Origin of the sequence: Pseudomonas sp. FSL W5-0299, assembly GCF_005930655.1 — a bacterium.
Taxonomy (GTDB): domain Bacteria; phylum Pseudomonadota; class Gammaproteobacteria; order Pseudomonadales; family Pseudomonadaceae; genus Aquipseudomonas; species Aquipseudomonas mandelii.
In genome coordinates, this window is the sequence record NZ_RXHX01000045.1 from 1 (window position 1) to 22,740 (window position 22,740).

The window sequence follows — 22,740 nt, forward strand, 5'->3', positions numbered from 1 at the left end:
GCCTCCCGAAAGGGGCGGGTGGATCAAGATCAAGAGCTGCAGGCGAGCTAACGCTCGGCCTGATGAGTGGTGAGAATCAAAAGCTGTACGCTGAATTCTTGTAGGAGCGAGGCTTGCCCGCGAAGGCGGCCTGACAGCCGCCCAACATTTGCTGATGTACCTAGTTCAATTGTAGGAGTGAGCCTGCTCGCGATGTCGGCCTGACAGCCGACCATTTTTTTGCAGATGTACACCAAACCCTGTGGGAGCTGGCCTGCCAGCGATGGCGGAGTGTCAGACGACGTGAATGCCAGATGCCGGACCGCAATCGCGAGCAGGCTCGCTCCCACAGGGGGAATGTGTGTGGATTTGAGGGCTGTGTTTAATAGTGTTTAGCGTTACTTCCTGAAAGCTACAGTTTCTTGCTCCTTTGCCTACGACTACGCCAGAATCCGCCGGCTTGTGCGCTTTGTGACGGCTCCATTAATCAGGGCGTTTCACCATGTTCAAAGCCACACCCAATCCCCCGGAAGCCAACGACGTTTCCCCCTACGATCCGCTCAATCCCAAAAAGCTCAACGAAGCCGCCGGCCGCGCGCTGGATCACTACCTCAATCCGTCTGCCCTCAAGGCCCCCGTCATCCGCAAGGTCAGCACTATGTTCATCGTCGCCCCCGATATCGATAACGAAAGCCTGTTGGCCCACGCTTGCGAGTCCTTGGCGTGGCGATCCAGCAGGTCATCATGCTGGCTGAGTTGGCGGTGAATCGAGCGCTGGATAATGTGGATGTGCCGCAAGCGATGTACCGGTTAGACCGCGTCATCGTTCTTCGCGGGCGCGTCGGATCGCTGCACCGCTCGCGAAGGCGATGAATTCGATGCAAGAAAGCCTGACGCTACCCCCCCGCCCCACCGTTCACTGTCCCCCCTTCCTCCTGATCGAAAAACATCGGAATCTCATGCTGATAGCTCTTCAGCCAACGCTGCATGCTCAGCTCTCGTTCGGTCGCGGTTGAGGTCTGTGGGGTGTGTGAGGCGGCCTGGTGGCTGATCTGCAATTTCAACCAGCCTTCGGTTTCCTGTTGTTGTGGTGAGGCGGGGCCGTCGAGGGCGTTGGCGGTGAGTGGCAGGGCCAGCAGGGCGAGGTAAAGGAGGATCGGTTTCATCTGTCTGCTCCTATTGAAGGCCCGACGTCGCGACGGCGGCGACCTGGTTTGCGGGTGTCGGAATCACCTTGGTCGGGGCCTTGAGTTTTTGTGCGCGTTCCTGGGCTTCGGTGACCTGGGCGGGGCTCAGGCCGACGCGGCTGACGAGTTCGGCGGCGCGGCTCCAGTCGTCCTGGTAGATCAGCAGCGTCACCATGTTCAACGCCGCCAGTCGATCACTTTGCTTGAGCTCCATGGCCGTCAGGAATTCGAAGCGTGCATCGTCGACGCGCCGTTGGTTGAGGTAGACCACGCCGAGATCGTTGCGGATTTTTTCATCGGTTGGCGCCAGTCGGGCGGCGCGTTGCAGGTGGGCCTGGGCCTGGCCGTTGTCGCCCCTGGCTGCCGCGAGCTGGCCGAGGCCGTGTTCGGCAGCGGCGGCGAGGCAGGTGCCGAGCAGGCTGCGGTAAAGTGGCTCGGCTTCGCTGCGACCCAGCAGCCGGTTTACCTTGGCCCGGCGCAAGCGCACGTCGGCGACGTTGTCGGGCAGGCTTTGCAGGTTGGCGAGGCTCGCGTGCAGTTTGCCGTCGTTGGCCATGTCATCGGCTAGGTTCAATTTCAGCTGTTCATCGGAGCCCAACTTGCTGCAACTGGCGCTTTGGGTCAGGGCGTTCCATGGCGCCTGGCCGTCAGTGGCGCAACCGCTCAACAGGAGCAAACTCAAACCGGCAATCATTGCTTTCATCGCGATCCCTCTATGAGCCAATGGCCCGGGCCAGGGCGGTGAAGCCCGGGCCGGCCAGGACGATCAATAACGCCGGGAAGAGAAACAGCATCATCACGACGGACATTTTGGCGGACATCTTGGAGATGTATTCCTGCAAGCGCGTGAGGCGCCGGTCATCGAACAGTTGCTTGAGCGCCAGTAGCGATTTCATCGCACCACCACCCTGGTGGATCAGCTGTTGAAGGATCACGCAGGTGTCCGTGAATTCGTCGACCGCCAACAAGCGGCTGGCCTTGCTCAGCTCTTCGCCCAACTCCAGGCCGGAATCGACACGGGCCAGAACCAGGCGCAGTTCGTGGGTCAATGCGGGCATCAGTTGCTTGCCTTCCTGGCTCAGCACGCGCAGCGATTGCTCGACGGCCATGCCCGATTCAAACAGGATGCGCAGCAGCGGAATGAAGGTCGATATCTCCAGGGCCAACTGTTTTTGCCGGCGTTGAGACGCGGCGGCGAGCAGGCGTTTGGGCAGCAGGTAACCGATGGCCGTGGCGAAGAGCGGGGCGATCCAGTGGTTTTGCACGCTGGGGTAGAACACGCTTTGAATCAGCAATGCCAAGGCCAGCGCCAGCACCGGCACTCCCACCTGGAACGCCGCGAACTGTGAGCGGCGGCGGGCGCTGCGCCAACCCAAGCGGTTGAGCAGGGTTTGGGTTTCGTTGTCCAGATTGACCGAACGCTGACCGATGCGGCTGTTGCCCAGCGCTTGTAGCCAATGACCCACGCGGTCGTGGTCAACGGCTTTGCCGTCCAGCCGTTGAGCCACCTGACGCGCACGCCGGCGCTGGTCCAGCAGGCTGCCGAGCAGCAACAACGCAGCCGCCATAAACAGCAGGGCACTGATCAGCAGCGGTATTTTCATACGCTGCGCAACATGCGCCAAAGCGCCAGGCTGCCCACCGCCTGCAAGCCAAACGCACTCGCGAGCATCATTTGCCCTGAGCTGTCGTGCCACATTGCAAGCAGGTAAGCGGGGTTGGCGGCCAGGAAATAGGTGGCCAGGCCCAGCGGCAAACTGCCTAGCACCCAGGCCGTCACGCGGGTTTCACCAGTCATGGCGCTGAGCTGGCGGGCGGCCTGTTCGCGTTCACGGATCATCTTGATCAGGTTCTCCAACAATTCGCTGGCATTGCCGCCGTAGCGGTGATTGACCTTCAGGCCGAGGGCAAACAGGCGCAGTTCATCCTTCTCATACAGCTCGGCGAAGTCCGACGCGGCATCCGGCAGGCTGACGCCCAACTGCACGTTGCGTTGTACCCGGCCCATGGCCTCTTTGAGGGGATTGTCGGCGGCATGGATAGCGCCCAGCACCGCGTCGGCCAGAGTGCGACCGGACTTCAGGCTGCGCACGGTGTGATCGAGCAACGTCGGCAGTTGTTCGATCATGCGCTTGAGCCGGCGCTGATAGCGCCAGCTTATGAACAACCGGAACGCGAGTGGCGGTACCAGCAAACACACCACGAGCCCGATCCAGCCACCGGCGGCGAAGCCGATCAACGTACCGAACGCCCACAGCAGCATCCAGCGTCCCAGCTGTTCGTTCGGGCGCCCAAGGCCCGCGCGCAGGAACGCCCGTTCCAGGCCTGCCCAAGAGGTTTTTTCCACCACCAACTGCGGTTGCCCCTGGGCCAGGCGATTGAGCACGCGCTCGGTGCCAGTCTGGCGCAAGCCTTTGAGCAGCAGGCGAATCGACACGCCGAGCATGATCAGGCAAACGAGGATGAGCAACGCCGGTTTGAGCATGCCGTGAGCCTCAGTACGGTGATGGCGGGAGCGCCGACTCGCGGCGCAGTTTATCGCCGGCCGGGTTGACGGCCTCGCGCAGAAACCCGAATCCGCTGCGCCGGTCGAGGCGGAACAGCGTATTGGTGACGTAGACATCGTCCCGGACGCCCACCACCTCCACCACTTCGCTGACGCAGCGTCGACCATCGGGCATGCGCGTCAACTGGATGATCACGTCCAGTGCCGCGCAGATCATTTGCCGCAAGGTCTTTTCTGCAATGACGCGACCGGTCAGACCGACCAGGGTTTCCAGGCGCAGCAGCGCATCCTGGGCGTTGTTGGCGTGCACGGTGCTCATCGAACCGTCGTGGCCGGTGTTCATGGCGGTGAGCACGTCGAGCACTTCGACACCGCGAATTTCGCCGAGGATGATCCGGTCCGGGCGCATCCGCAGGGCGTTGCGGATCAAGTCGCTGGACTTCACTTCACCGTGGCCCTCGGCATTGGGAGGACGGGTTTCCAGGCGCACGACATGCGGGTGGCCGAGTTGCAATTCGGCGACGTCTTCGATGGTGACCAGCCGCTCGTGTGGGTTGATCAACTGGCTGAGAATATTCAACAGCGTGGTTTTACCGGTGCCGGTGCCGCCGCTGATCAAGACGTTGCAGCGCTTGCCCACGGCTTCCTGGAGGAAATCGAAGATCGGCTGATCGATGGTTTGCATCGTCACCAGATCGTTGCTCTTGAGCATGTCCTTGCGAAATTTACGAATTGACAGGCAGGGGCCGTCGAGGGCGATCGGTGGAATGATCGCGTTGACCCGGCTGCCATCCGGCAGGCGAGCATCGACCATCGGCGAAGACTCATCGAGCCGCCGACCCAGTGGTGCGAGAATCCGTTGCATGACGCGTTCGACGTGGTGCGCATCAATGAAGCGCAAGTCACTTTGATGCAGCACACCGTCGCGCTCGATGAATACCCGGTGCGGGCCGTTGACCAGGATCTCGGTCACCGCCGGATCGCGCAGCAGCACTTCAAGCGGACCGAAACCGGTGAGTTCGTCGACCAGTTCTTCGGCCAGTCGCTCCATTTCATAACGGGAAATTGCCAGGTGCAGTCGCGCGATGTACTCGGCCACTTTGTCGGTGACGAATTGCGAAAGTACCTGGCGCGAACCCTCCAGCAGGTTTTTTCCGGACTCTTCGATGGCGTCGATGATGAAACGGTGCAACACCAGTTTCAGGCCTTCATGGTCGGCGTTGGCGCTCGAAGCGCGTTGCGGCGCACCGAACAGTTTTTCACTGCTCATTGCGCACCTCGAAGCCGGTTGAACCAACCGGTCCTGGGTTTGGCCAAGGCTTCGGAGCGCTTGGCCAGACATTCACCGAGGGCCCGCAGGCCTTGGCTCAGGCCTTCGCGAGGGGCCAGTTCGAACAGGCTGACGCCCTGGTTCTTGGCGTTGAGCCGCACTTCCGGGCTGTAGGCGAGGGTGGCGATGATCTCCATGCCGAAACTTTTACCCAGGGTTTCCGAATCCGGCGCGACGTGGCGCAAGTAGCGGTCGATGAGCAATCTGGCGTGGTCAAGCTTCATGCCTTTCTCCCGCCACAGATTCAGCAGCGCGAGGTTGCGGCGACAGTCGAGCACGTTCTGATCGGTGTACCAGAGCAGCTTGTCGCAATGGCTGATAAATGTGCGCAGTGCCTCGCTGTCCGGCTGGCCGGTGAGGTTCACCACAATGTGCTGGAAGTGTTGGCGCAGGGCGCTGAGCAGCATGTACAGCTCGGCGGCGCTGGTGTGTTCCAGCGGTTCGTCATGACTGGCGTACGCCAGAATCCGCAGTCCGTCACCGTCGCTGGTGAACGCACTGTCGATCAGCGTTGCGTCCAGCCGCCGCAAATGGCGCAGGGCATCGCCGAAGTGAAACGAGCTCTCCAGGCCGAGCAGGGCCAGGCTGTCGCCGCGTGGCAGGCCGAGGTCGAGCAGCAAGGTTTGCTGTCCGCTCTTTTGCACCACCTGCGCCATATGGTTGGCGAGCAGCGCGCCGTCGGCACTGCTTTGCACGCCATATAGCACGGTCAGGCCACCCAGGTGGGTATTCGGAGCCACCGGTGGCAGGCGTTTACTGAGACGCCGCACCAGCCCCGCGACTTCGCTGGAGCGCGAGCCATACGCGACGAAATCCCGGGCGCCGGCCCGCATCGCGTTGAGCACGAGCTGGTTGTCCATGCCGTCGCCCAGCGCGACGATGGCCAGCATCGGTTTGGCTTCAAGTGCACCCTCGATCAAGGTGCTCTGCGCCACCACATGTTCGCGATCCAGCCCCACGAACACCAGGCTGGCGAAGGTCACGTCGACCAGCGTCAGCAGTTCGTCGAGGCTGCCGCCACCGGCACTGACGACCTGGCCCAACGGGGCGAGGGCGCCTTGCAGCCATTCAAGGTCGGTGGGGTTGCGGGTGATCGCCAGGAAGGTCTGGCTCAGGTTCTGGCTCATTGCGATAACCCGCTGCGTTTATCGAAGTTGCCGTTTTCGAGGAAGTACATGCGATAGAAACCGGGGTCGTAGTTGCGCAGTTGTTCACCGGGCAGCGACGGTAATTTCGCGTTGGCCGCCAACGGCTGCACCAAGTGCGGCGTGACGATCATCAGCAGTTCGCGCTCCTCGCGCTTGATCGATGAACTGCGGAAAAACGCACCGAGTATCGGGATGTCGCCAAGACCGGGAAATTTGTCGACCTGCGAGGCGTTTTGCGTGCTGATCAAACCGCTGATGACGAAACTTTCGCCATCGGCCAGGGAGATGCTGGTGTCAGTGCGGCGGATGGTGAGCGCCGGGACTGTGGTGCCGCCGATGGTGACGCCGTTGTTGTAATCCAGCTCACTGACTTCCGGCGCCACTTTCAGGGCGATGCGTTGGTTGCTGACGACGGTCGGCGTGAGTGTCAGGCGAATGCCGAATTCCTTGTATTCGATCGAGTAGCTGTTGCTGTTGGCGCTGGGCACCGGAATCGGGATTTCACCGCCGGCCAGAAAGCTCGCGCTCTGTCCGCTGATCGCCACCAGGCTCGGCCGCGCCAGGGTGTAGGCGAAGCCGCTGCCTTCCATGGCGTTGATGATGGCGAGGAAATTACCGCCGCCGGCGACGATGTTGTACATGTCGTTGGCCAGCGGAATGCTCGGCACGGCAATGCGTGGATCGATGTTGCGCAGCGGCAGCACACGCGGTGTGACTGCCGTATTGGGCACGGTGCCGGGTGAGCCGAACAGGAAGTTCGAGTTTTTACCGTAGATCGAGGTGCTGGCCTCTTTCAGTTTGGTCCGGCTGACCTCGACGAAGCGAATATCGGTCTGCACTTGCGACGCCAGCATCGGGTCTTCGGAAGGCATCGACGCCGCGCCGGTCATCGCTGCTGTGGCCCGGCCCTGAACGAACACCATGCTTTGGCGCGGTGTGCTGGCGCAGGCGGTCCAGACCATCAGGCTGGTGGCGCCCGGCGCCATGCCGGTGAGCAGAAACGCCTGATTGCCGTTGACGCGCACGTCGGCGATTTTCGGATCGCCCACGGCCAGTCGCGTGATCGCTACCGGCGATTGCAGTTCCTGCTGCAACCCTTCACCGACTTCCAGCACCGCCGGCAGGGGCCCTAATGCAGAGCAATTGCCCGCGGCGGCGAATGTCATGCCGAGCGGTTGAGCGCCCAGCAAGGAGACACAGAGCAGGCCTTGGAACATGGACATGGAACGTCTGCGCATTTAAAGGCGTCCTTGCTCGACTCAGGGGGTTTGTTGGGAGATTTGGTTGCCGCGAATGACTTCCACGCCTGATTTGCGCGGTGCCGTGCTGCCGAGGGTGAGTGCTTTGGGTGTGCCGACGAGGGCCAGTTGGCTGAACTGCACCAGGTCGCGATCAGCCCGGGCAAGGTGGGCGTTTGAATCGTTTTCGCCGGCCCAATATTGCGCCAGGCGTTTCTCTTCGGCACTGCGCACGGCCAGGCGCAGCACCCCGGCCTGGGTCGCCAGCATCAGCCGGCTCAGCAGCGACTCGGGCACGGCGAGCACCACCGAACGGGCGTTGGTGCGCTGTGGGTCCTGCTTGAGTTGTTCTTCGTTGCTGCGCACCGGTTTGGCCGGGCGCCCATCGTTGGTCAGTCCCAGTTGTTCGCCGACGCCGAGCACCCGCAACGCGGGGATGACGACCTGAGCCGACGGCTGAACGTTGTTGGCGTCAGCACGCAGAAACAGCATCACGTCGACATAATCGCCAGGGCTCAGTTGCCCGCCGGCATTGATCACTTCATCCACCGCGACGGCGAGCGCACGTTCATCGGGCCGGATCATTCGCGACAATGCACTGCCGGCTTCGAAGCTTTCAGCGTTGAGCCAGTTGCCTGCGGTCAGTGCGCGCCACGGCGTGCGACCAATGGCCTGATCGAGTCTGGTCAGACTGCCGGCCGGGGCGGTGCGCAGTTTTTCCAGGGTCACGTCGGCGGCGGTGATTTGAACGAAGGGCGCCACATCGCGCAGCAGCACGACAACGGGTTGACGGGTGGGATCGTCTACCGGCGCAGGTGCCGGAACAGGTGCGGTGGCGACAGCGTTCGGCGGTGTGACGGGGTCGGGGGCCGGTTGTCGACTCAGTGTCAGCCCCCAATAACCGGCAATGATGGCACCCACCAGAAAAAAACCGGCCAGACCCATGGTGACTCGGCTGTTCATCACGGCTCTCCCTTTCCTGCTGCTTGATGACTCGTAAGGTCCAACGAGATAACTTCGCAATCAGGCAGCTTTGACCTTCTAACTATTTCGCTATTTGACGTTAGCGCAGGTAGATCAAAATGCCATTACTCCTTGGAAAATATCTAACGAAAGTAAGAGGCTATCGTGCCAAACCTGGTTTTTTGGCGTCGATTGGCCGGTTAATACTTAAGTATTAATTCGTTCTTACAGTTGTTGGTAAGCGGAATGCCGACAATGCTGATGCTGGCACAGGGGAATCATGTTGCGGCCATGCAACACCCGGCACCCTCCAAGGAGAAAACGTCATGTCCCTCACTCAGTTTGTTCAGCGGCTGAAGTCTGAAGTCGTCTTCTACATCAACCTGGCGAAAGACACCGAAGGGGCTTCGGGTATTGAGTACGCCATTATCGCGGGGATGGCGGCGGTCGCACTGGCAGCTTTCATGGAGCCGATCTCGGGTTCGATTACCATAATCTTTGACAGTATCAAGGAGGTACTGCCGGCGGCTTCTTGATCGATGCCGTTTGCCAACGGGCCTGAGTGGTTTTAACGTCAGCGCTTAGTCCATCGCAGGAAAACCCTATGAACGCTCTCGCATTCCCACGCCAACAACTCCTTCTGGTCGATGACGAGGAGGATGCGTTGCTGGAACTGGCGGAGCTGCTTGAGGGCGAGGGCTTCAATTGCTTTACCGCAACCTCGGTCAAACTCGCTCTGAATCATTTGACCCGCCATCCCGATATCGCCCTGGTGATCACCGATCTGCGCATGCCGGAGGAAAGCGGTATGTCGCTGATCAAACGCCTGCGCGAGCACACCTCCCGCCAGCATTTACCCGTGATCGTGACATCCGGCCATGCAGACATGGAGGATGTCAGCGACATGCTGCGCTTGCAGGTGCTCGACCTGTTCCGCAAGCCGATCTATCACGTGCGGTTGCTGGAGACGCTCAATAACCTGTTTCCGCAGCCAAGCGCGCACTTCAATCACTGAGCCAGCCCTTTTCGCGAGCAGGCTCATTGCCTCGGACGACTCGCAAACGCGGTCCCCTGCAGGCGCGAACCTGCTCGCAACGGCGATTTCACAGATGATCAACCGGTTCAGGCAATCGGCCGCCAATGTCCCACCATATGTTCAAGATCCCCCGCCCCCAGCAGCTGAAAGTCCCCACTGGACCCCGCCGCGCTGGCCAGCAATGTCACCTCACTCGGCAACCGCACCGGTTTCCTGAACTGCACCGCCATCTCGACATTCGCCGTGGGCAGATGCTCACTCAACGCTGCCAATGTCCGGGCCTTGTTCCACAACCCATGAGCAATGGCCGTCGGAAAACCAAACAGCTTGGCGCTCGCGGCACTCAGGTGAATCGGGTTGTAGTCCCCGGATACTTTTGCGTACTGCCGGCCGATGTCCGCCGGCGCATTCCAGCGAGCCACTTGCGTCATCTCCAGGGTTGATGCCAACACGTCCTCGACCGGTTCGCCTTCGAGCTTGACCCCGCGGCACAGCATCTGGCTTTCAGCTTCCCACAACGGCCCCAACTGATCGTCAAGCGACGTCACCAGATCGAACGTCGCACCCTTGGCATGGGGTTGCAGGTTCTGCACCTGCACGCTGACCCGAACGCGGTTGACCCCACCCATGGGGCGCAATACACGAATGCGATTGCTCAGGTGAATCAGCCCCAGCAGCGGGAACGGAAAGTCCTTGGCCGTGAGCAATTGCATCTGCAAGGCAAACGCCAGGATGTGTGGATAGGTCGGCGGCAGCAAACCGTTATCGGCAAAACCACAGACCTTGCGATACGCCGCCAGGCGTTTCGGATCGACCTCGAGCCAGCAGCGCAATCCCGTGTCGGGCAGCGTGGTGCCGGTGATTTTGCGCCGTGTTGCCGCCTTCACGTACAGCCCCGTCAGGCTCGGTTCGCGGTTGAGGGTGTGCCAATCGGTGATCATGTTCATGCCCCCAGGACGCTTTGGCCGCAGACTCGCAACGCTTGCCCGGTGAACGCGCCGGTCCCCGGCTGAGCGAGCCACGCGACGGCTTCGGCAACGTCTTGTGGCAGGCCGCCCTGGCCCAAAGAACTCATACGTCGCCCGGCTTCACGGATGCCGAACGGCAGGTGCGCGGTCATCTGGGTTTCGATGAACCCCGGCGCCACCGCATTGATGCTGATGCCGCGTTGACTCAGCAGCGGCGCCCAGGCCTGGGCCAGACCGATCAGCCCGGCCTTGCTCGCCGCGTAATTGGTCTGCCCGCGATTGCCGGCGATGCCGCTGATGGACGCCAACAGAATCACCCGCCCGTTGTCATGCAAGGCGCCGCTGTCGAGCAGGGCCTTGGTCAGCACTTGCGGCGCGTTGAGGTTGACGGCGAGCACCGCGTCCCAGAATTCGGGGGTCATGTTGGCCAGGGTTTTGTCGCGGGTGATGCCGGCATTGTGGACCACGATGTCGACGCCGTCGGGCAGCAATTCGATCAGCTGCGCGGCGGCGTCTTCGGCGCAGATGTCCAGGGTGATGCTGCGCCCGCCGAGGCGCGCAGCGAGTGCATCGAGGTCGGTTTTGGCCACAGGTACGTCAAGCAGGATGACCTCGGCACCGTCACGGGCCAGGGTTTCGGCGATGGAAGCGCCAATGCCGCGCGCGGCACCCGTGACCAGCGCCTTGCGCCCGGCCAGTGGGCGAGTCCAGTCCGACACCTGCGTATTGCAAGCCTTCAAACGAACCACCTGGCCTGACACAAACGCACTTTTGGGCGAGAGGAAAAACCGTAGCGGCCCTTCGAGTTGATCCTCGGCGCCGTCACCGACATAGATCAGCTGCAAGGTGCCGCCGCTGCGCAATTCCTTGGCCAGCGAGCGACTGAAACCTTCCAACGCACGCTGTGCGCTGGCGGCGAACGGGTCGGTCAACGTCTCTGGCGCACGCCCCAGAATCACCAGGTGCGCGCTGTGATCAAGGTTCTTGATCAGCGGCTGGAAGAACTCGCGCAACTGTTTGAGCTGATCGGTCTGCACCAGGTTACTGGCGTCGAACACCACGGCTTTGAGCTTGGGGCCGTGGCCGGGAATCCACGCGGTGGCCAGCGAGGGGTCAGTGCCGTAGCTGTAGATCGCATCGGTCAGGCGATTGGCAAAAGCGCTGACTTTCTCTGTCAGCGGGCCGCCGCCAATCAACAGCGCCCCCTCGACAGGCCGCAGTCGGCCTGCTTGCCACCGCTCCAGGCGTACCGGAGACGGCAGTCCCATGGCCCCGACCAGACGATGGCCGATGGAGGAATTGGCGAAGTCGATATAACGGTCAGACATGGAACGCACTCCGGCAGCTGGGGTTCAAAGTGTGGACCACGAATGGCAATCAGTCGTTCGATCCACGATATAAGGCCTACGCTTGAACAGTGTAGGAGCGAAGCTTGCTCGCGAAGACGATGTTTCATTCAGAGGAGATATTGAATGTGCCGGCGCCTTCGCGAGCAAGCTTCGCTCCTGCAGGGCCGGTGTTTACATCTGATTTTTTGACAGGAGCTTTTCATGACCCAGCTGCGCCGCGTCGCGATTATTGGCGGTAACCGAATCCCCTTCGCCCGCTCCAACGGGCCTTACGCCACCGCCAGTAACCAGGCGATGCTCACCGCAGCGCTCGAAGGCCTGATCGAACGCTACAACCTGCATGGCCTGCGGATCGGCGAAGTGGTCGCGGGGGCGGTCCTCAAGTTGTCCCGGGACATGAACCTGACGCGCGAGTGTGTGCTCGGTTCACGGTTGTCCCCCGGCACCCCGGCCTATGACATTCAGCAGGCGTGCGGCACAGGCCTTGAAGCGGCGTTGCTGGTGGCGAACAAGATTGCTTTGGGACAGATCGAGTGCGGCATTGCCGGTGGCGTCGATACCACCTCGGATGCGCCGATCGGCGTCAGTGAAGGTTTGCGCCGGGTGCTGCTGCAAGCCAATCGCGCCAAGACCACCGGCGACAAACTGAAAACCTTTCTGCAGCTGCGTCCCCGGGACTTGATACCGGAGTTCCCGCGCAACGGCGAACCGCGCACCGGTTTGTCCATGGGCCAGCACTGCGAGTTGATGGCCCAGACCTGGAGCATCCCCCGCGAAGAACAGGATCAGCTGGCGCTGGAGAGCCATCGGAACCTGGCCGCGTCCTACGCCGAAGGCTGGCACAACGACCTGATGACACCGTTCCTCGGCCTGACCCGCGACAACAACCTGCGCCCGGACCTGACCCTGGAAAAACTCGCCTCGCTGAAACCGGCCTTCGAGAAAAGCGCCAAGGGCACGATGACGGCGGGCAACTCCACGCCGCTCACCGATGGCGCGTCGCTGGTACTGTTGGGCAGTGAAGAATGGGCGAAGGAACGGGGCTTGCCGATCCTCGCCTATTTGCGTGACGGCGAGGCCGCGGCAGTGGATTTCGTCAACGGCGCCGAAGGGCTGTTGATGGCGCCGGTGTACGCGGTGCCCCGTTTGCTGGCGCGCAATGGCCTGACCTTGCAGGACTTCGATTACTACGAAATCCACGAAGCCTTCGCCGCGCAGGTGCTCTGCACGTTGAAGGCCTGGGAAGATCCGGAGTATTGCAAAACCCGTCTCGGCCTCGATGCGCCGCTGGGCTCCATCGACCGCAGCCGCCTCAACGTCAAAGGCAGTTCACTGGCGGCCGGGCATCCGTTTGCCGCGACCGGCGGGCGCATCGTCGCCAACCTGGCGAAGTTGCTCGACGCGGCGGGCAAGGGCCGAGGCCTGATCTCGATCTGCGCCGCTGGCGGCCAAGGGGTGACGGCGATTATCGAGCGCTGATCAGTTCGGCGTTCTGCTGCGCGATGCGTTCACGGTTGCGGTTGGCGTAGCTCTCGGCCATCACCGAGCAGACGATCAACTGCAACGGGTGATAAATCATGATCGGCAGCAGAATCAAGCCCAGGCCAGGGTTGGCGCCGAAGATCAGCGCCGCCATCGGCGCACCGGCCGCGAGGGATTTTTTGCTGGCGCAGAACACCGCAGCGATCTCATCCGCCGGGCTGAATTTCAGTGCGCGAGCGGTGCGGGTAGTCATCCACAGGATGACCGCCAGCAGCATCACGCTGCCGATCAGTGCGCTGAGAATTACGCCGTTGCCCTGTTGTTGCCACATCCCCGAGACCATCGAGTTGCAGAACGCCGAGTACACCAGCAACAGAATCACCAGCTTGTCGACGATGTTGGTGTAGCGCTTGTGGCGTGCGAAGAACTTGCCGAACATCGGCCGCAACAGTTGGCCGAGCACCAGCGGCAACAGCAACATGGCGCAGAGGTCGAGCAGCGTCGACCCCAGATCGATGCCGCCAGCACCGCTGCCGACTACCAGGCTCACCAGCAACGGCGTCAGGAAAATCCCCAGCACGCTGGACAGGCTCGCGTTGAGAATCGCCGCCGGCACGTTGCCGCCCGCGCTGCCAGTCAGGGCCACAGACGACGAAATGGTCGACGGCAGGGCGCAGAGGTAGAAGAAGCCAAGCATCAGCAGCGAAGGCACGTGCGACCCCAGCAGCTTGTCGCTCAGCAACCAGATCAACGGGAACACCATGAAGGTGAAACCCTGGACCATCACGTGCAGCTTCCAGTTCTTCAGGCCATGGCTGATCTGCTCGCTGGAGAGGTTGACCCCGTGCAGGAAGAACACGAGGAACACGCCGATGTTGATCACATATTCCGCGTGCATCCCGCCACCCGTGGCGCCGAAGACCGGGAAGAAATACGCCAGCAGCGTGGCGATCAGCATGCCGCACAAGAACCAGTCGGTGACCACGCGTTTGAGGTGTTTGAAGGCATGCATAACGGCCACCGAATACATTTGTAAGAATTGATGACTTAGCCTAACGTCGGCCCTATCTGCCGTCTTGCGACATAAGGCCAATCAATGCCGGCTAACGGACAACTTTCCCTCGAACGGGCCATTCCGACGCTGAAGGCGCTACCGCGTCCGCTGTTCGCTCGGGCGGAAAGTCTGAATGCCGGGTCGTGGACGCCACCTCATCGCCACGATTGGGTGCAGTTTTCCTACGCCATCAGCGGCGTTCTCGGCGTGCACACGGCTGAGGGCAGTTTCTTTGCGCCGCCGCAGTGGGGGATCTGGATTCCGGCGGACCTCGAACACCAGGTGGTGACCTCGATGCGTGCCGAAATGCGCAGCCTTTACGTGCGCCGCGAGGACTGTGAGTGGGCCGACGGGCGTTGTCGGGTGCTGGAAGTCACGCCGCTGGCCCGGGAGCTGATCAAGCGTTTTTGCTTGCTGCCGGTGGAGTATCCGCAGGGCGACAGCCAGGAAACGCGGCTGGTGAATGTGCTGCTGGATCAGTTGGCAAATCTGCCGGAGGTGGGGTTTTCCCTGCCGTTGCCGCGTCATGAACGGCTGCTCGGGTTGTGCAATGAGCTGATCGAACGTCCGGAGCTCAGTGTGACGTTGCAGGAATGGGCGCAACGCCTGGGCACCTCGGAGAAGACGCTGATGCGCTTGTTCCAGCGCGAAACCGGGCTGAGCTTTCGCGGGTGGCGACAGCGAGTGCGGTTGCTGTCGTCGCTGAGTTTGCTGGAGGAGGGCGACAGCGTGACCCATGCCGCGCTGTCTTGTGGGTATGACTCGACGTCGGCGTTTATTGCGGCGTTCAAGGGGTTGTTCGGCTTCACACCCGGTGAATTGTTCAAACAGTAATTGTGGCGAGGGAGCTTGCTCCCGCTGGAGCGCGAAGCGGTCCCAATTCAGTAAACACGCTGTATCAGGTATTCCGTGTTTACCGGTTTGCGACCGCTTCGCGGCCGAGCGGGAGCAAGCTCCCTCGCCACAGGTATCGGTTTTCGACCCGTTAGATCAGCGACCTCAGGTCCTGAAGCGACGAACCAACCCGTCCAGTTCATTCGACAGCCCGGCCAGGCTCTGCGAGTCCAGGCGCGCCGAGTTCGCCAGTTCTGCCACCAACTGCGCGTCGCCATGGATCTGGCTGATGTGCCGGTTGATGTCTTCGGCCACCTGATGCTGTTCTTCCGCCGCCGTGGCGATCTGCGTGTTCATGTCGCGAATCACATCCACCGACTCACGAATCAGCCCGAAACTGCTGCGCGCTTCACCGATGCGGGTCACCGATTGTTGCGACACTTCCAGGCTCGCATGCATCTGTTGAGTCACTTGGCTGGTGCGCTTGGCCAGGTTGCCCAGCAAGCCATCGATTTCCGCCGTGGAATCCGCCGTGCGTTTGGCCAGTGCCCGGACTTCATCCGCCACCACTGCAAACCCGCGACCTTGCTCACCGGCCCGCGCAGCCTCGATGGCGGCGTTCAGGGCCAGCAGGTTGGTCTGTTCGGCAATCGAGCGAATGGTCCCCAGGATCGACTGGATGTCGTTGCTGTCGCGTTCGAGCTGTTGCATCGACTGCGCCGACTGTTCGATTTCCTGGCTCAGGCGATCAACGCTGGTCACGGCCGCATCAATCTGTTGCTGACCTTGACGCGCCTGGCGCTGGCCACTGTCGGCGGATTCTGCCGCCTGGCTGCATGAGCGCGCGACTTCGTTGGCGGTGGCGACCATTTCATGGAACGCCGTGGACACCATGTCCACCGCCTCACGCTGGCGCCCGGCGGCTTCAGCCATGTCGCTGGAAACCTGAGTCGAGCTCTTCGAGGTGGCGAGAATCTTGGTCGCGGCACCGCCGATGCTTTGGATCAGGTTACGAATCGCCGTCAGGAACTGATTGAACCAGTTGGCCAGTTGCGCGGTTTCGTCGCTGCCACGGATTTCCAGGTTTTTGGTCAGGTCGCCTTCACCTTGGGCGATGCCTTCCAGGCCGCTGGCCACGCTGCGGATCGGTCGCACGATGACACTGGCGAAACTGGCGCCAATGATGGCGAAGAACACTGCCAGAACGGCGGCGATGATTGCGATCAGCCAAGTCAGTTGAGTCGCGGAGCTCATCACATCGTTTTGCTTGATCAGGCCGATAAAGGTCCAGCCCAGTTGCTCCGACGGCCAGACGTTGGCCATGTAGCGTTCGCCGTTCAACTCGACTTCCACCAGGCCTTTGCCGGCCTTGGCCAGTTGCGCATAACCTTCGCCGAGGCTGCTCAGGGCTTTGAAGTTGTGTTCCGGTTGTTTCGGATCGACCAGCACGGTGCCGGTGTTTTCCAGCAGCATCAGGTAGCCGGTTTCACCCAGTTTGATCTGCTTGACGATCTCGGTGAGCTGCTTGAGCGTCACGTCGATACTGACCACGCCGCCGTTGGTGCCCAATTGGTTGTCGATGGTGCGCACGGTGCTGACGTAGGTCGCATCGTCCTGGGCCCAGTAATAGGCCTCGGTGCGAAATGGTTTGCCCGGCTTGGCCTGGGCCGCCTTGTACCAGGGGCGCTGGCGCGGGTCGTAATTGTTCAGCTTCGCGTCGTCCGGCCAGGACACGTAACCGCCCGCCGCAGTGCCGAGGATGGCATAGGCGTAGGACGGATGGCTGTTGCCCAGGTCCTGCAGGAGGCTGAAGACCTTTTTGTCCATCTCGCCTTGGGGAATGCTCTCGGCGTTGGCGCTCATGTAGGTCTTGAGGCTGTCGTCGGAGTTCTTGATCAGCGGTTGTCTGGCCAGGTAGTCGACGTTCTGGCTGATGCCGTCGAAGAACAATTGCATGGCGTTGCTGACCTGACGAATTTCACGACCACTGCCGTCGACGAAATTCGCCTTGGCGTCACTGCGCAGATTCAGCACCACGAGGGTGGCGACCAGCACCACGGGCAGGCAGGCGATGATTGCAAACGCCCAGGTCAACTTCTGTTTGATGTTCATCCGCGCTCCAGATTTTTCTTGTAGGCCCACGCAGTGCAGATGACTCGCGGATTATTGGCAGCCGTAAACGTATTTGATCAACCCGGATCCCTGAGCGCGCCATCGTTTTTGTGGTCGGAACGATTGTCGGACAAATCACTCTGTCACTGAGGACTTCGGCTGAATTAATGGGAAATTGAGGCTTGGTGAGAAATATCCTACGAAGGGTGTGAATTAAGGTGTCAGCTTCTGTCGCAAATGCCCTCGCACCCCTTCGCCACACAGTGGTGCAGGCTCAGCTATGATCTCGGGCGGCCGATGACGACCGAAAGGAGTTGGCCGATTAATTCGGCACATTGTGTGCATCACGACGTTCATAGGTCGGCAACCCCTCCCCCGAACGAGTGGATTGCCGTATAACGAATGACTTTCGCGTGTTTGGTAATAAAGGACCCACAATAAAAGCTGATGAAGACTCCAAAACGCATTGAACCCCTGATCGAGGACGGTCTGGTCGACGAGGTGCTGCGCCCACTCATGAGTGGTAAAGAAGCAGCTGTTTATGTGGTGCGCTGCGGTAACGAGCTACGTTGCGCGAAGGTCTACAAGGAGGCGAATAAACGCAGTTTCCGTCAGGCGGCCGAATATCAGGAAGGCCGCAAGGTGCGCAACAGCCGCCAGGCTCGAGCGATGGCCAAAGGCTCGAAATTCGGCAAGAAAGAAACCGAAGACGCCTGGCAGAACGCCGAAGTGGCGGCGCTGTTCCGTCTGGCCGGTGCCGGTGTTCGGGTGCCCAAGCCGTATGACTTCCTCGAAGGCGTACTGCTCATGGAGCTGGTGGCCGACGAGTACGGCGATGCCGCGCCGCGTCTGAACGACGTGGTGCTGGAGCCGGACCAGGCGCGCGAATATCACGCGTTCCTGATTTCGCAGATCGTGCTGATGCTGTGTACCGGTCTGGTGCACGGTGACCTGTCCGAGTTCAACGTGCTGTTGACTCCGACGGGCCCGGTGATCATCGACTTGCCGCAAGCGGTAGACGCGGCGGGCAACAACCACGCGTTCAGCATGCTGGAGCGGGACGTGGGCAACATGGCGTCTTACTTCGGCCGGTTTGCGCCAGAGTTGAAAAAGACCAAATACGCCAAGGAAATGTGGGCGCTGTACGAAGCCGGCACCTTGCACCCGGCCAGCGTGTTGACGGGCGAGTTCGACGAACCGGAAGAATTGGCCGACGTCGGCGGTGTCATACGCGAAATCGAGGCGGCACGCCTGGATGAAGAGCGTAAACAGGCGGTGCGCGCGGCAGATGACGCGCCACCGGGCAAAACCGAAGAACCGCCTCCACCGTGGATGCAGTGATCGGTTGACGAAAACCCGGCTTCGGCCGGGTTTTTTGTAAATGCTGATCCCTAAACACTGGAGATCATTTGTGGGAGTGAGCCTGCTCGCGCCTACAGTGGATTGTTCCCTGCGACTCCCACACTCAAGGACTGAATGTGAACCCCTCCACCCGCAATGCCCAGCTGATCATCGCGGCCCGTCTGGTCTCGGACTTCGGCGCCTTTCTCAACATGGTCGCCCTGGCCACTTACGTCTACCTGCTCAGCAACAGCGCCATGAGCGTTGGCATTTTCCTCGCCAGCCGGGTGGGCGGAGGGGTTTTCGCCAGCTTGATCGGCACCTCGTTCTATCGCCGCTGGGCCGGGCGCATGCCGCTGATTGCCTTTGATTTGCTGCGCGCAGGGTTGTTGGGCCTGTTGCTGGTGCTGCCGGTCGCCCAGCAAGCGCTGCTTTTACCGTTGATCGCGTTCGGCCTGGGGTTCGGCAACTCAATGTTCGCCATCGGCCTCAACAGCCAGTTGCCGCACCTGATCGAAGGCGAGCACTTGCTCAAGACCAACGCCTGGATCACCTCGGCCTCGTCGGCGGCCATGGTCGGTGGGAGCCTGGTGGCAGGACTGTTGGTGGCGGCCTTCGGCTTTGAAACGGTGTTCGCATTGAACGTGGTCACTTATCTGCTGGCCGCGTTGTTCATCCTGCCGTTGCGGTTTTCCCGACCAGCACCCGATCCCGAACCAACCCAGCCTCGTAGTGAGTGGCACGCTTTGCGCCAAGGCTTGCGCAGTACGCCCGTGGTGGCCGCGATGCTCGCCGTCACCATGGCCGACACCTTGGGCAGCGCGGCGCACAACGTCGGCTTTCCGATCATTTCCCGGCTACTGACGCCCGAGTCGGCCAGTACCACGCTGGGCCTGATGCTGGCCGTCTGGGCGTGCGGAAAGCTGATCGGCGCGCGAATCGCCAGTCGCCTGAAAGGGTCGGACAATGCACACCTGGAGCGGCGATTTTTCTTCGGGGTATTGCTGATGTCCTGCGGTTTTATCCTGATGTTCCAGCAGCAGACCCTCTACGGTTTGCTGTTGTTCTCGTTACCGGCCGGATTGGGTGACGGCTTCTCCGAGGTCGGCCTGATGTCGCGTCTGCAACGTGAACCGGACAGCCTGCGCCTGCCGATCTTCAGCTTGCTGACACTGCTGCAAATGACCGGTTTCGGGGTCGGCATGTTGATCGCCGCGCCGTTCTATTCGTGGTGGACGCCGGGGGCCGTGGTGCTGCTGTTCCACGGCGTTCCCCTGACCACGTTGCTGGTGGTGAAGGTGCTCGCGATCAGGGGCGAACGGGTGGCGCGCAGCAGCCCGACTCCAGGTTCTTGAGGATCGGACAATCGGGGCGACGGTCGCCCTGACAGTGTTCGACCAGGTCCTGCAGGGTGTCACGCAACTGACCCAACTCGCGGATCTTCTGGTTCAGCTCGTCGATGTGCTGGCGGGCCAGGGCTTTCACGTCGGCGCTGGCCCGTTGGCGGTCCTGCCAGAGGGTCAGCAACTTTCCCACTTCTTCCAGCGAAAACCCCAAGTCCCGGGAGCGTTTGATGAACGCCAGCGTGTGCAGGTCATCGTCGCCATAAATGCGGTAGCCGCTGTCGGTGCGGTGGGCGGCCTTCAGCAAGCCGATGGACTCGTAATAACGAATCATCTTCGCGCTCAGGCCGCTGTGCCGCGCTGCTTGGCCGATGTTCATCGATTGTCCTCCAGGTCCTTGGGTTTCCAGGTTTTCAACAGTAACGCATTGCTCACCACGCTGACGCTGGACAGCGCCATCGCCGCGCCGGCCAGCACCGGGTTGAGGAAGCCGAACGCTGCCAGCGGAATGCCGATCAGGTTATAGACGAACGCCCAGAACAGGTTTTGCCGGATCTTTGCGTAGGTCTTGCGGCTGATTTCCAGCGCGGCGGGCACCAGTCGCGGATCGCCGCGCATCAGGGTGATGCCGGCCGCGTGCATGGCAACGTCGGTGCCACCGCCCATGGCGATGCCGATGTCGGCGGCCGCCAGGGCCGGGGCGTCGTTGATGCCGTCGCCGACCATCGCCACCACGCCGGTTTTTTTCAGTTCGGCGACGGTGGCGGCTTTGTCTGCCGGCAAGACTTCGGCGTGGACATTGGTAATGCCCAGCGCTTCGGCAACCACTTTGGCACTGCCGCGGTTGTCGCCGGTCAGCAAGTGGCTGCTGATGTGGCGTGCGCTGAGCTGTTGCACCGCGTGCAGCGCGCCGGGTTTGAGGGTGTCACCGAACGCGATCAGGCCCAGTACCTTTGGCTCGGGGCTTTGTTCGATCAACCAGGAGAGGGTGCGGCCTTCGGTTTCCCACGCGGTTGCGGAGTCGGCCAGATCCCCTGCGCTCAAACCGCTTTCTTCCAGCAGCCTGCGATTACCCAAGGCCAAACGACGGCTGTCGAGCGTGCCGGCGATGCCGCGACCGGTCAGCGATTGACTGTCGCTGACGTCGGCCACGGTCAAAACCCGTTCGGCGCAGGCGTCCAGAACCGCCTTGGCCAGCGGGTGTTCACTGCCGCGTTGCAGGGCGCCGGCCATTTGCAGCAGGGCGGCTTCGTCACCGTTAGTGGCACTCAGATGAGCGATTCGCGGCGAACCCGAGGTCAGCGTGCCGGTCTTGTCGAACACTACGGCGCTGACTTCATGAGCGCGTTCGAGCGCTTCGGCGTCCTTGATCAGAATCCCATAGCGGGCCGCGACGCCGGTGCCGGCCATGATCGCGGTCGGCGTGGCCAGCCCGAGTGCGCAAGGGCAAGCGATGACCAGCACGGCGACGGCGTTGATCAACGCGGTTTCAATCGGCGCGCCGTACAACCACCAGCCAATCAGCGTCGCCAACGCGATCAACAGAACGGTAGGCACAAATACCTGACTGACTTTATCCACCAGCTTCTGAATCGGCGCTTTGGCGGCCTGGGCGTCTTCGACCAGACGGATGATCCGCGCCAGCACGGTTTCTGCCCCCAACGCTTGAGTACGAACCAGCAACCGGCCTTCGCCATTGATGGCACCGCCCGTGACCTTGTCACCGGGTTGCTTGGGCACCGGCAGGCTTTCGCCGCTGATCAGCGCTTCGTCGGCGTGGCTCTGGCCTTCGACCACTTCACCGTCCACCGGGAAGCGTTCGCCGGGTTTGACCATGACGAGGTCGTTGAGGCGCAAGGCGCTGATGGCAACGTCCTGCTCGCGGCCGTCGATCACCTGAATGGCGCGTTCCGGGCGCAAGGCTTCGAGGGCGCGGATGGCGCTGGCGGTCTGGCGCTTGGCACGGCTTTCCAGGTATTTGCCCAGCAACACCAAGGCAATCACCACCGCCGAGGCTTCGAAATATAGATGAGGCATGCGCCCGGCCGCCGTGGCCCATTCATAAAGACTCAAGCCATAGCCGGCGCTGGTACCGAGGGCGACCAGCAAATCCATGTTGCCAGCCCCGGCGCGCACGGCTTTCCAGGCGGCCACATAAAAACGTGCGCCGAAAATGAACTGCACCGGCGTGGCCAGCGCGAATTGCACCCAGGCCGGGAGCATCCAGTGCACGCCAAACGGTTGCAGGAGCATTGGCAACACCAGCGGCAGGGCGAGGGCGATCGCCATGATCAACGCCCAGCGCTCACGGTGCAGGCGCTGCTGTTGCTGATCGGTTTGCGGGTGTTCGACTTCCCAGACGCTGGCGCTGTAACCGGCTTTGGTGACCGCGGCGATCAAGGTTTGCGGATCGATGTGTCCGAGCAGTTCCAGATGCGCCCGTTCGTTCGCCAGGTTGACGCTGACGTTTTTCACCCCGGGCACTTTGGCCAGCGCCCGTTCGACGCGGCCGACGCAGGAAGCGCAGGTCATGCCGTCGATGCTCAACTCCAGACTTTGCTGCGGCACGCTGTAGCCGGCCTGCTGCACCGCGTCGATCAAGGCCGGCAGGCTGTCGCCGGGCGCCTGGACCCGCGCCTGCTCGGTGGCGAGGTTGACGCTGACGGCAGAAGCGCCGATGACTTTGCTCAAGGCACGCTCGACACGCCCCGCGCAACTGGCGCAGGTCATGCCGGCAATCGGCAGATCGAACGTAGTGGATTCGGACATCGGTCGCGCTCCCTGTAGAAGATGTCTACAGGATCAACCTTGCCATGCTGGCAAGGTCAAGCGCCATGTCTCAGATCAAAAGACCTGATCGTTCCCACGCT

20 protein-coding genes and 2 pseudogenes are annotated in these 22,740 nt (G+C 61.6%); 7 read left to right on the forward strand and 15 right to left on the reverse strand.

Features of this window, described 5'->3' with window-relative positions:
• Positions 1-481: 481 nt before the first annotated feature.
• Positions 482-777 (forward strand): annotated as a pseudogene (locus FHL16_RS30360) (DUF6124 family protein); the annotation flags it as partial.
• 98 nt (positions 778-875) lie between these two features.
• Here the strand turns inward: FHL16_RS30360 and FHL16_RS30365 are convergent.
• Genes FHL16_RS30365 through cpaB form a run of 8 tightly spaced genes read right to left on the reverse strand, consistent with a single transcriptional unit; the run spans position 876 to position 8,351 of the window.
• Positions 876-1,145 carry a DUF3613 domain-containing protein gene (locus FHL16_RS30365; protein ID WP_010463836.1) on the reverse strand — a complete coding sequence of 90 codons (270 nt, stop codon included), beginning with the start codon at positions 1,143-1,145 and terminating at the stop codon, positions 876-878.
• 10 nt (positions 1,146-1,155) lie between these two features.
• Positions 1,156-1,869: a tetratricopeptide repeat protein gene (locus tag FHL16_RS30370; protein ID WP_077750204.1), complete on the reverse strand. Its 714-nt coding sequence runs from the start codon at positions 1,867-1,869 to the stop codon at positions 1,156-1,158.
• 10 nt (positions 1,870-1,879) lie between these two features.
• Entirely contained in the window at positions 1,880-2,770 is an 891-nt protein-coding gene (locus FHL16_RS30375) for a type II secretion system F family protein (protein ID WP_077750205.1), read from the reverse strand.
• The gene (locus tag FHL16_RS30380) at positions 2,767-3,651 is read right to left on the reverse strand and encodes a type II secretion system F family protein (RefSeq protein ID WP_010463833.1); all 885 of its coding nucleotides are present in this window, start codon (positions 3,649-3,651) and stop codon (positions 2,767-2,769) included. Before FHL16_RS30380 ends, FHL16_RS30375 begins: the two co-directional genes overlap by 4 nt.
• 10 nt (positions 3,652-3,661) lie before the next feature.
• Positions 3,662-4,942, reverse strand: coding sequence for a CpaF family protein (locus FHL16_RS30385; protein WP_010463832.1), 1,281 nt, complete (start codon positions 4,940-4,942; stop codon positions 3,662-3,664).
• On the reverse strand, positions 4,939-6,129 hold the full coding sequence (locus FHL16_RS30390) for an AAA family ATPase (protein WP_010463831.1): 1,191 nt from the start codon (positions 6,127-6,129) through the stop codon (positions 4,939-4,941). Before FHL16_RS30390 ends, FHL16_RS30385 begins: the two co-directional genes overlap by 4 nt.
• Positions 6,126-7,388 (reverse strand): type II and III secretion system protein family protein, encoded by a 1,263-nt coding sequence (locus FHL16_RS30395; protein ID WP_010463830.1) that lies wholly within the window; start codon positions 7,386-7,388, stop codon positions 6,126-6,128. The genes FHL16_RS30390 and FHL16_RS30395 overlap by 4 nt, the downstream gene beginning before the upstream one ends.
• A 21-nt stretch (positions 7,389-7,409) precedes the next feature.
• Complete coding sequence (gene cpaB / locus FHL16_RS30400; RefSeq protein WP_077750206.1) at positions 7,410-8,351, reverse strand: Flp pilus assembly protein CpaB; 942 nt, start codon at positions 8,349-8,351, stop codon at positions 7,410-7,412.
• A gap of 326 nt (positions 8,352-8,677) precedes the next feature.
• Here cpaB and FHL16_RS30405 point away from each other — a divergent pair, with 326 nt between their 5' ends.
• Together FHL16_RS30405 and FHL16_RS30410 are read left to right on the forward strand one after the other, a co-directional pair.
• Positions 8,678-8,887, forward strand: coding sequence for a Flp family type IVb pilin (locus FHL16_RS30405; RefSeq protein ID WP_077750207.1), 210 nt, complete (start codon positions 8,678-8,680; stop codon positions 8,885-8,887).
• Between the two features lie 68 nt (positions 8,888-8,955).
• The gene (locus FHL16_RS30410) at positions 8,956-9,366 is read left to right on the forward strand and encodes a response regulator (RefSeq protein WP_010463827.1); all 411 of its coding nucleotides are present in this window, start codon (positions 8,956-8,958) and stop codon (positions 9,364-9,366) included.
• 107 nt (positions 9,367-9,473) lie between these two features.
• Here the strand turns inward: FHL16_RS30410 and FHL16_RS30415 are convergent, their stop codons facing one another.
• Positions 9,474-10,328 carry a MaoC family dehydratase gene (locus tag FHL16_RS30415; protein WP_077750225.1) on the reverse strand — a complete coding sequence of 285 codons (855 nt, stop codon included), beginning with the start codon at positions 10,326-10,328 and terminating at the stop codon, positions 9,474-9,476.
• 2 nt (positions 10,329-10,330) lie between these two features.
• Complete coding sequence (locus FHL16_RS30420; RefSeq protein WP_077750208.1) at positions 10,331-11,683, reverse strand: 3-oxoacyl-ACP reductase; 1,353 nt, start codon at positions 11,681-11,683, stop codon at positions 10,331-10,333.
• 222 nt (positions 11,684-11,905) lie between these two features.
• Here FHL16_RS30420 and FHL16_RS30425 point away from each other — a divergent pair, with 222 nt between their 5' ends.
• Entirely contained in the window at positions 11,906-13,183 is a 1,278-nt protein-coding gene (locus tag FHL16_RS30425; protein ID WP_077750209.1) for an acetyl-CoA C-acetyltransferase, read from the forward strand.
• On the opposite strand, the gene FHL16_RS30430 is transcribed toward FHL16_RS30425, so the two are convergent.
• Positions 13,170-14,198 carry a bile acid:sodium symporter family protein gene (locus FHL16_RS30430; protein ID WP_077750210.1) on the reverse strand — a complete coding sequence of 343 codons (1,029 nt, stop codon included), beginning with the start codon at positions 14,196-14,198 and terminating at the stop codon, positions 13,170-13,172. The genes FHL16_RS30425 and FHL16_RS30430 overlap by 14 nt on opposite strands.
• 84 nt (positions 14,199-14,282) lie before the next feature.
• Between FHL16_RS30430 and FHL16_RS30435 the strand changes: the two genes are divergently transcribed.
• On the forward strand, positions 14,283-15,074 hold the full coding sequence (locus FHL16_RS30435; RefSeq protein WP_077750211.1) for an AraC family transcriptional regulator: 792 nt from the start codon (positions 14,283-14,285) through the stop codon (positions 15,072-15,074).
• 165 nt (positions 15,075-15,239) lie between these two features.
• Here FHL16_RS30435 and FHL16_RS35130 read toward each other — a convergent pair whose 3' ends face one another.
• Complete coding sequence (locus FHL16_RS35130) at positions 15,240-16,007, reverse strand: methyl-accepting chemotaxis protein (RefSeq protein WP_370655161.1); 768 nt, start codon at positions 16,005-16,007, stop codon at positions 15,240-15,242.
• 90 nt (positions 16,008-16,097) lie between these two features.
• A pseudogene (locus FHL16_RS35135) lies at positions 16,098-17,186 on the reverse strand (cache domain-containing protein); the annotation flags it as partial.
• A 447-nt stretch (positions 17,187-17,633) separates the two neighbouring features.
• Between FHL16_RS35135 and FHL16_RS30445 the strand changes: the two are divergent.
• Entirely contained in the window at positions 17,634-18,527 is an 894-nt protein-coding gene (locus tag FHL16_RS30445; RefSeq protein WP_010463815.1) for a PA4780 family RIO1-like protein kinase, read from the forward strand.
• Between the two features lie 137 nt (positions 18,528-18,664).
• Complete coding sequence (locus tag FHL16_RS30450) at positions 18,665-19,882, forward strand: MFS transporter (protein ID WP_077750213.1); 1,218 nt, start codon at positions 18,665-18,667, stop codon at positions 19,880-19,882.
• On the opposite strand, the gene cueR is transcribed toward FHL16_RS30450, so the two are convergent.
• Together cueR and FHL16_RS30460 are read right to left on the reverse strand one after the other, a co-directional pair.
• Entirely contained in the window at positions 19,836-20,249 is a 414-nt protein-coding gene (gene cueR, locus FHL16_RS30455; protein ID WP_077750214.1) for a Cu(I)-responsive transcriptional regulator, read from the reverse strand. The two genes, FHL16_RS30450 and cueR, sit on opposite strands and share 47 nt — an antisense overlap.
• A complete protein-coding gene (locus FHL16_RS30460; RefSeq protein ID WP_077750215.1) occupies positions 20,246-22,639 on the reverse strand; it encodes a heavy metal translocating P-type ATPase in 2,394 nt (797 codons plus the stop codon). The genes cueR and FHL16_RS30460 overlap by 4 nt, the downstream gene beginning before the upstream one ends.
• Between the last annotated feature and the right edge of the window lie 101 nt (positions 22,640-22,740).

Bases quoted from the DNA above. Each gene is read 5' to 3' on its own strand.
- FHL16_RS30365 (WP_010463836.1), bottom strand. From the start codon at position 1,145: ATGAAACCGATCCTCCTTTACCTCGCCCTGCTGGCCCTGCCACTCACC.
- FHL16_RS30370 (WP_077750204.1), bottom strand. From the start codon at position 1,869: ATGAAAGCAATGATTGCCGGTTTGAGTTTGCTCCTGTTGAGCGGTTGC.
- FHL16_RS30375 (WP_077750205.1), bottom strand. From the start codon at position 2,770: ATGAAAATACCGCTGCTGATCAGTGCCCTGCTGTTTATGGCGGCTGCG.
- FHL16_RS30380 (WP_010463833.1), bottom strand. From the start codon at position 3,651: ATGCTCAAACCGGCGTTGCTCATCCTCGTTTGCCTGATCATGCTCGGC.
- FHL16_RS30385 (WP_010463832.1), bottom strand. From the start codon at position 4,942: ATGAGCAGTGAAAAACTGTTCGGTGCGCCGCAACGCGCTTCGAGCGCC.
- FHL16_RS30390 (WP_010463831.1), bottom strand. From the start codon at position 6,129: ATGAGCCAGAACCTGAGCCAGACCTTCCTGGCGATCACCCGCAACCCC.
- FHL16_RS30395 (WP_010463830.1), bottom strand. From the start codon at position 7,388: ATGCGCAGACGTTCCATGTCCATGTTCCAAGGCCTGCTCTGTGTCTCC.
- cpaB (WP_077750206.1), bottom strand. From the start codon at position 8,351: ATGAACAGCCGAGTCACCATGGGTCTGGCCGGTTTTTTTCTGGTGGGT.
- FHL16_RS30405 (WP_077750207.1), top strand. From the start codon at position 8,678: ATGTCCCTCACTCAGTTTGTTCAGCGGCTGAAGTCTGAAGTCGTCTTC.
- FHL16_RS30410 (WP_010463827.1), top strand. From the start codon at position 8,956: ATGAACGCTCTCGCATTCCCACGCCAACAACTCCTTCTGGTCGATGAC.
- FHL16_RS30415 (WP_077750225.1), bottom strand. From the start codon at position 10,328: ATGATCACCGATTGGCACACCCTCAACCGCGAACCGAGCCTGACGGGG.
- FHL16_RS30420 (WP_077750208.1), bottom strand. From the start codon at position 11,683: ATGTCTGACCGTTATATCGACTTCGCCAATTCCTCCATCGGCCATCGT.
- FHL16_RS30425 (WP_077750209.1), top strand. From the start codon at position 11,906: ATGACCCAGCTGCGCCGCGTCGCGATTATTGGCGGTAACCGAATCCCC.
- FHL16_RS30430 (WP_077750210.1), bottom strand. From the start codon at position 14,198: ATGCATGCCTTCAAACACCTCAAACGCGTGGTCACCGACTGGTTCTTG.
- FHL16_RS30435 (WP_077750211.1), top strand. From the start codon at position 14,283: ATGCCGGCTAACGGACAACTTTCCCTCGAACGGGCCATTCCGACGCTG.
- FHL16_RS35130 (WP_370655161.1), bottom strand. From the start codon at position 16,007: ATGGCTGAAGCCGCCGGGCGCCAGCGTGAGGCGGTGGACATGGTGTCC.
- FHL16_RS30445 (WP_010463815.1), top strand. From the start codon at position 17,634: ATGAAGACTCCAAAACGCATTGAACCCCTGATCGAGGACGGTCTGGTC.
- cueR (WP_077750214.1), bottom strand. From the start codon at position 20,249: ATGAACATCGGCCAAGCAGCGCGGCACAGCGGCCTGAGCGCGAAGATG.
- FHL16_RS30460 (WP_077750215.1), bottom strand. From the start codon at position 22,639: ATGTCCGAATCCACTACGTTCGATCTGCCGATTGCCGGCATGACCTGC.